Source organism: Duganella sp. Dugasp56 (assembly GCF_047304105.1).
GTDB lineage: Bacteria > Pseudomonadota > Gammaproteobacteria > Burkholderiales > Burkholderiaceae_D > Rugamonas > Rugamonas hordei.
The window spans coordinates 1-7,678 of sequence record NZ_JBGLYQ010000090.1 but is presented as its reverse complement, the minus strand read 5'-3'; the positions used below and the strand labels follow the sequence as shown (position 1 = coordinate 7,678).

General features: G+C 67.5%; 6 protein-coding genes. 2 read left to right on the top strand and 4 right to left on the bottom strand.

Annotated features, from left to right (window positions below; all coding sequences use genetic code 11):
- The 4 genes from tssM to ACCD07_RS31835 form a co-directional block, all read right to left on the bottom strand.
- The coding region (gene tssM, locus ACCD07_RS31850) for a type VI secretion system membrane subunit TssM (RefSeq protein ID WP_413449647.1) at positions 1-3,927 on the bottom strand (3,927 nt) is incomplete at its 3' end.
- A 28-nt stretch (positions 3,928-3,955) separates the two neighbouring features.
- A complete protein-coding gene (locus ACCD07_RS31845) occupies positions 3,956-5,413 on the bottom strand; it encodes a hypothetical protein (protein ID WP_413449646.1) in 1,458 nt (485 codons plus the stop codon).
- 3 nt (positions 5,414-5,416) lie between these two features.
- The gene (locus ACCD07_RS31840; protein WP_176651174.1) at positions 5,417-5,680 is read right to left on the bottom strand and encodes a PAAR domain-containing protein; all 264 of its coding nucleotides are present in this window, start codon (positions 5,678-5,680) and stop codon (positions 5,417-5,419) included.
- 9 nt (positions 5,681-5,689) lie between these two features.
- Positions 5,690-6,529: a M15 family metallopeptidase gene (locus ACCD07_RS31835; RefSeq protein ID WP_413449645.1), complete on the bottom strand. Its 840-nt coding sequence runs from the start codon at positions 6,527-6,529 to the stop codon at positions 5,690-5,692.
- A 173-nt stretch (positions 6,530-6,702) separates the two neighbouring features.
- On the opposite strand from ACCD07_RS31835, the gene ACCD07_RS31830 reads away from it, so the two are divergent.
- Together ACCD07_RS31830 and ACCD07_RS31825 are read left to right on the top strand one after the other, a co-directional pair.
- Entirely contained in the window at positions 6,703-7,500 is a 798-nt protein-coding gene (locus tag ACCD07_RS31830; protein ID WP_413449644.1) for a hypothetical protein, read from the top strand.
- A partial coding sequence (locus tag ACCD07_RS31825; RefSeq protein ID WP_413449643.1) for a hypothetical protein occupies positions 7,497-7,678 on the top strand: 182 nt, incomplete at its 3' end. The genes ACCD07_RS31830 and ACCD07_RS31825, both read left to right, overlap by 4 nt.

Sequence of the window (7,678 nt, the reverse complement as noted above, 5' to 3'; positions counted from 1 at the left end):
CCCCCGGGCTCTGGGCGGCGCGCGGGGGGGGGGTACCCCCCCCCCGGGGGTGGGCGCGGGGGGGGGGGCGGGCCCCGGGACCGGGGCAGATGCGGGTGCCGACACCGGCGTGGCCGGCAACGGCGCCGATGGCGCCGGCGGAGCCAGTGGCGCCACCGGTGCGGCGGCGGTCAGCGTGTCCGGCAGGCGCAGGCGCTTGAAGCCCGCCGACTGCGGCACCGCAGCCGGTGCCGCTGGCGCCGGCGCTGTGCCGACGATTTTCAGGTTGGCGGTGACGGCCACGCCGGCATTGTCCCAGGTCAGTTCGAATACGCCGTTGTCCTTGCGCTTGCGCTTGGCGGCATCGACCATTTTCTTCAGGCCGAAATGCCCGGTCTCGTTAAACAGCACCACGCTGCGGCCTTCCGGCGTGATGGCGGTGACGCGCGCGCCCGGCACGCCCTGCGGATTCGGCCAGACCATGTGCACCCAAGGCTGCGGCTGGCCGCGCCAGCGCAGCGCTTGGCCGTCGATCTCGATGGTGAACTCGGTGGCGCTGACGCCGCCCAGCGCCTGCAGGTCGAAGTTGGTCTGCGCTTCGCCGCCGCTCGATGCGGCCGCGTTGGCGACGCCGTTGGCGGCCAGCGGCGCTATCCAGCCGGGGAAGCTGGCCACCACCGGCGGCGCAAGGTTGATGCCCATGTTGGCCCAGGTCTTGGCGCTGAGCGTGTCGCCGCGCCGTACCACCAGCGGCCCGATGGTGGTGTTGAAAAACTTGGCGATGGCGCCGTCGGGCCCGAACACCACGGCGATTTCGGCGTTGCTCGCTTCGGCGCGCGATTCGGTCGCGAACGGGTACTTGAGCGCCAGCGTCTGGCGGAACGGCTGCACGACCTGCGCCGCCCACACCTTGTTGATCTCGGCCTCGGTGGGCTGCACGATGACGGCAAAGGTCTGCATCAGCGGACGCACCAGCAGCGGACGGATCGCGGTTTTCTGCGCATCGGTCATTCCGGTCAGCATCTGCTCGTCGACGTATTTGAGGGCGTCGGCCAGTTCCGAGCCGCTGCCGTCCAGCGTCTGCTGCATCAGCTGCTTGGCGCCTGGTCCGGGATCGCCCTGGTTCTTGATCTGGTTGAAGCGCCCGCGCAGCTTGGACAACTGCTCCATGTAGCCGCGCATCAGCGACGCATCCTTGTCCTTGGCCACCACCATGCGCGCCACGCCGGAGAACTCGCGGCCCACGGGACCGAGCGGCAGGGCGGCGTTCTGCACGTTGCCGGTGTTGTTGAGGTTGACGTTGAGCTGCGACGGCTTCTGGCGCAGGATGGTCTCCTTGAACCAGCCGGCCACGCCGCGTTGCGCGCGTTGCAGGCCTGCGTCCAGCAGCGACGGGTTGTCCCACGAGGTCTGCTCGTAGACGGTGTTCATCAGCTTGTTCATCGGCGAGGTTTGCGGATCGCCCAGGCGGTTCATGGCGCCGGCGGCCTGGTCGAAGTTGTTCAGGTCCTTGATCGTGACGCCCTGGACGAATTTCTGCCATTCCCGCGCGTAGTCGTTCTTGTACAGTTCCACCAGCGATTTCTGGATTTGTTCCGGGCTGCCTTCGAGCGTCAGGTCGTCGCGGGACGAGGTTTTCAGCACCCAGTCGGCGCTTTGCAGTTCGCGGTTGGCCGCTTCGCGGAAGGCGTCCTGCACGAAGCCCTGCCAGGCCTGGCGGGTAAAGCTGCCCGGCACGGCGTAGCTGCCGAGGACCAGTTCCTTGTCCTGCTCGCCGACGATGGAGGCCACCGTCACCGCCGGGAAGCGGGTGGCGGCGCGCGCCTTGACGTCGGCGTAGACGCGTTCGCGCGCCGGCATGCCGCGCACCACGCGGCGCAGGTTGTCGCGGGTCTGGTCGACCAGCGCCAGGCGGGTGTCGATCTTCGGCCACGACGTATCGTTGATTTGCGACAGATAGAACGAGATCATGCGCTCGGCGCTGCGTATCATCTGCTCGCGCGACATGCTGCCGCGATTGGTGTCCAGCCACACGCGCCAGAAACGCGTCAGCTGGTCGTTCAGGTGGCCGGCTTCGGCGCGCGATTTATCGCCCAGCATCAGGTAGGTCTTCAGCGCGTTGTAGGCGTCTTCCGCGTTGGCCGGGGAGGCGTCCTTGAACTGCTGCGCGCCGCTGTTGATGGCGGCGGCCGCTTCGGCCTGGGTGGCGTTGGGTGGCGCCGAATTGCCGGAGCTGCCGGCCACCGTCACCGGCTTGTTCATCGGCTGCAGCTGGGCCGCGCCGCTGTTGACTTCCGCGAGGAAGGCTTCGAGCGACTGGCCGACCGGCTTGAGCATGACCTCGCGCACGCCGTTGAGGTATTCCTCGCGCAGCTTGCGGTCGAGCAGCGTGCCCTGGTACAGGCCCAGGCTGAGCGACAGCGGCCGGCTTTCCTCATGCTTGTCCAGCTGTTCGATGCGGTCCTGCAGGATCTCCAGCGCGGTAAAGCGCGATTGCAGGTCCATGGATTTTTCCTGCACCTTGATGGCCTGGTCCAGGTCCGCCTGCACGTTGGCCACCAGCTGGCGGTTGTTCATGTACGACCAGCTCCAGCCGGCCAGCGCCAGGCCGGCCAGCGCGGTGGCGCCGAAGAAGGCGGCGTAGCGCACGCGGATCTTGGCCGGACTGGCGTATTGCGCCACCAGGTCCTTGTCGGCGAAGATCACGCGGCGGAACAGGTTGAGCAGGAAGTAGCCTTGCTGCTGGTGCGTCGCTTCCTGGTCGGCCGGCTTCAGTTGCAGGTCGAAGCGCTGCGCCACGCGCTGCGACGAGGCGGACACCGACTCGCCTTCCTGCAGGGCGCTGGTGAAGTAGAAGCCGCGGAACACGGGCTTGAACTGGAACGGGTTTTCCTCGAACAGCGTGGCGATGAAGGTGCGCAGCGGCGCCTTGATCGAATTGAACTCCAGCGGGAAGGTGAACACGCCGGGCGGCATGCGTTCGCGCCACTGCAAGGCCATGTTGGCGGCGCTCTGGTCTTTCAGGCCTTCGTACAATTCCTCGAAGCGGGCGTCGAATTGGTCCAGCACCTGCTCGCTGCTGGTGTTGCGGCTGTAGGGCAGGGTGGCGCCCCATACTTTGTCGCGTTCACCGCGCTCGCTGTCCTGGAAGAATTCGTTGAAGCCTGTGATCAGGTCGGCCTTGGTGAACACCACATACACCGGCGCATGCACCGCCAGCCGTTCGGTCAGTTCCTGCACGCGCTGGCGCAGGTTCTTGGCCAGATTGATGGCGAATTCCGGACGGTTGCGCGTCAGCTCGGCCACGCTGACGGCGATGATGATGCCGTTGATCGGCGCCTTCTTGCGGTATTTTTTCAGCAGGTCGAGGAAGCCGAACCACTCGCCGCGGTCTTCGTCGACCACCGAGTAGCGGCCCGCCGTGTCGAGCAGGATGCCGTCGGTGGTGAAGAACCAGTCGCAGTTGCGGGTGCCGCCCACGCCCTGGACGATTTTGCTGTCGGCGAAGGGGAACTGCAGGCCGGAGCTGGCGATGGCCGTGCTCTTGCCGGCTGCCGGGTTACCGATCACCATATACCAGGGCAACTCGTACAGCGCGGCGTTGCCGGAGGTCTGGCCCAGCTTGGAGTTCTTGATGGTGCCGATCGCATCGAGCATGCGGGTGCGCAGCGCTTCGGTTTCCTGGCGTTGCGCCGGATCGGCCTTGGTGGGTTTGGCCGCCTGCTGCTCCAGCATGTCGCCCAGCTTGCCGGCGGCGCGCTCGCTCTTGCGACGCCGCCAGTACCAGACTGCGGCGCCGAAGGCCAGTGCCACGGCCAGCACGATCCACGGCAGGGCGGTGGGCCATTGCAGCAGCGCGGCGGCGATGAACAGCAGCGCGGCAAAGGCCAGCCAGCCGATGATGATCAGCGTGCGGCGTTGGGTCAGGAATAGCCAGAATTTTTGCATCATGATAGGACTCGGTTGCTGTGAGTGGTCACGCCGCCAACGCTGGGCGCAACAGCGCGGCGTAGCGGCGATAGGGATCTTCGTTGCTGATGCAGAGGACGGGCGCGGCGCGGTCGCGCACCTCGGCGTCGGCCACGGCCAGCGCGGTCAGCCAGGTGACGGCGCCGCAGCTGCCGCAACTGGCGCCGATGCCGATGACGTCGGCGCCGGGATCGAGCTGCGGCGTGGCCGTGGTCACGACCTGCATCAATTCCGTCACGCGGCTGGTGCGGTGGCCGGTATCGGCGGCGACCAGTGCGACGGTGGCCGCGTCGGCCTGGCTGTCGTGCAGCACTTGCGCGGTGATGTCGGCCAGGCTGGTGTCGGTGTCGCGTTTGACGTCGTCGGCGGAAGCGCTGCGGCGGCTGCTGCCGACCGCCTGCAGCAGACTGCCGCCGACGTTGCCGCCGATGCCGCCGTCGATCGGGGCGGACGCCGCGTCGGCCAGCAGCAAGCCTGCCGCGCCTTCGCCGGGGATCAGGCCCTGCGGGTGGGCCGACGTGAACAGCGCGTTCTGGCTCGACAGGCGGTTGACGCCGTCCTCGCTCAGGTGCGAACCGGCGGCGATGACGATCGCCAGGCAGGGATGGCGGGCATCGCCGCAGCGTGCCAGCAGGGCTGCCAGCACCTGGCCGGCGTCGTCGCTGTCCTGGGCTTCCTGCGCCAGCAGCTGTTGCGGCCAGCCGGCCTGCGTCGTCAGGTAACGCAGCCATTGCTGCGCGAGGTGGCGCTGCTCCGGCTTCCATTCGAGCGGCCACATTGTCAGCAACTGAAGGACGGGCGGAGCGGCTGCCGGTAACGCGTCGGGCGGCAGCAGTCCTTGCTGGCGCTTCTGCTGTTGGTCCTGCCATGGCGCCAGCAACTGGTGACCGCAAGCTTGCGCGGCCAGTTCGCCTGCCACTGCGCTGGCGGCGGCCAGCGCGCGCCATTGGCCTGCATCGAAGCGCGGATCGCCCAGCCGGTGCAAGTTGCGCCATTCGTTCAATTCATCGCGCAACGCGGCGTCGTCGGCGTTTGGCAGACGCGCGCTCATGATCGGATAGCCGTCGTCGTCATACAGTTCGCGATCCAACCCGGGCCTGGCGCGGTTGCCGGCCAGCGCGGCGCGCAGTTCGTCGACCGAATCGCCATGCGGTGCGCGCAGCGCGGTCGCTGCGATGGATAGCGCGGGTGCCAGCGGCGGCGGGGCGGGCGTGTCCGACGCGGCCGAAGCCGATGCCGCGCCTGCGGCCGCAGCCGATCCAGCCGCAGCGGGCATGCTGACGCGGGCCCAGGCCTTGCGGCCCAGCCACCACGCGGCCAGCAACGCCAGCGGCAAGACCAGCATGTAGAGCGCCAGTTCGCTGGTGGCCGGCATGCGGTTGGTCTCGCGCCAGTACCAGATCGCGCCGCTCCAGCTGCCGCCGAAGGCGACGCCGGTCAGGGCGAGGTTGCGCAACACGGTCATCGCTTACACCTGGTCCAGTGTCGCTTGCTGGGCGGCGATCAGCGTCGCGCCGCAGGAGGTCTTGTCGCCGTGGCGCGCGACCGGCTTGCCGTCGACCAGCATGCTCGGGTCGCCGCTGCTGATGGTGCCGTTGCCGTGGCGCGGGCAGGTGATCTTGTCGCCCACGCGGGCGATGCCCTTGCCGCCGCTGTCGCTCATCTGCGATGCCTCGACCACGGTGCCGTTGTGGGATGTTTTGTCGCCTAATACGATGACTGGTCCTGCCATGCTGCTCTCCTATTTTTTCATCACGCCGGGCTGGCGCAGTTCCGTGTGCCCGAAATCCATCATCTTCCAGCGGCCGCCCCAGGTCAGGCCCAGCGACTCGGCCACTTCGCCGTACAGCTGGTAGCCGCGCATGGCCCATGGGTCGCGCTCCGAAATCACCAGCCTGCCGTCGCGCAGGAAGGCGCAGTCGGCGGCCAGGCCGTATTGGTGCCAGCTCTGGAAGGCCGCGGCGTTGGTGACACTGCTGCCCATCGCGGCCAGCGTGTCCTGGCGCTCGGGGCTGCGGTAGCCTTCCAGCAGCGCCATGTCGTAGCCGTATTTCTCCTTCATGATGCGGAACGCCATCAGCAGGCGCTGCGCATAAGCGCTATCGAGCAGGGCCCAGTCGCGGCTGGCCGAGACCAGCATGGGCCGCGCCAGTTGTACCTCGGGGGTGCTGAACACGAGCGGCGGCAAGGCCGGCGGCGGCACCAACTGCTCGCCTTCCAGCAAGCCGGCCACCTGCGGATTGATCTCGCGGGTGGGGGCGTCGAAACCGTTCAGCGCCGGTTTGCCCGCCAACAGCAAGGCCAGCATCGGCGGCACGGCCAGCAGCGCCAGGCCACCCAGGCACAGCACGTAATGCTCGGCAAAGAAATCCCGCAGGCCGTGCGCCGAGGCGCGCCCCGTTTGCGTCCACGCGCCCAGATCCTGCCGGCGGCGCCGCGCCAGCCGGCCCAGCCCCTGCTGCAGGCGCGCGCCGGCGCCGGCCAGCGCGGCGATGACAAATTCGCGCCCGGACGGGAACAACACCATCCAGCTGATGAGGCAAGCCAGCACAAAATAAAGGGATACAGCCAGTAAAAACACGTCGTCCTCGATGCGCCGCCCGGCGCCAATATTAGTGTCTAAAAAGCATTGCTCTGGAGTATATATTAGAGTTATGACAATCCTGCGCACGATTGAAAAGCCTGTTTGCTATCCGTGCGTCACGTTTTTCTTGAATGTCGTAAAGTAATATGAAATTTACAAGGGAGCTTATTTTGCAACGTGATGATGAACGCCCGTCGCCCAGTGGCCGCCCCAGTTTGCTGTCCGAGGCGCAGCAGCCCGACAGCGGTCGTGGCGGCATATTGCATGGCCTGGAAGGCAAGCGTCCGGCGGCGGCCGCGCCATCGGGAAAACGGAGAGGCGGCAGGATGGAGCTCGCAGCGGCTGGCGCGGCGGTAGTTGCGCTGGCGGTGATGATAGGCGTGGCGCTGTGGATGAACAGCGATGACGAACCGGCGACGCCGCCTTCCGCCGCAGTCCCCGTTGCGCCGGCGATTGCCGAAGTCAGCGCGCCCGCCCCGGCGGCGCCGGTGGCGACCATCGTCGAGGATACCGCCGCCGTCAGCCCGCCGGCAGACAACACGCGGTCGCTGAAGGACTTGCTGAACGACACGCCGGCCACGCACGACCATGACGAGCTCAGCGCCGCGCTGGAGCGGCCGCACGCAACACCTGCGCCTGTACCGGCCAAGGTCAAGCTGGCCGAGCACAAAAAAGCCGAGAAGCCCAGGAAGCCGGTGCAAGTGGCCAAGAAGGCCGACGGTAGCGGCAAGCCCAAGCCTGCCGCCCCGGACAGCGACGTCACGCTGCTGGCCGCGCTGATGGCGCATGTTCAGTCAGGCAATCCCGGCAAGGCGCCATCGACGCCGGCTTACCAGCTCAAGCAATGCAGGCTGATGAACGAGGCCGGCGCCGCGCAATGCCGTGAACACTTGTGCTCGACTACCGCCCGCAAAGAGCCTGAATGCAGGGCGCAGCCGGCAACCGTCAAGACCGCTGCCGAATCATGAGCGTGGCGTTGATTGAGCGGATCACCGCGGCGCTGGCGCAGTTCTCCAGCGCCACCCGTTTGTACGAGCTGACGCTGGCGCAGGACGACAACGCCGAACTCGGCGCGGGCGGTCTGCTGGTCGAAGCGTTTGCCGCCGACGACGGCGTGCAGGACGCCGGCGCGCGCGACGTCATCGT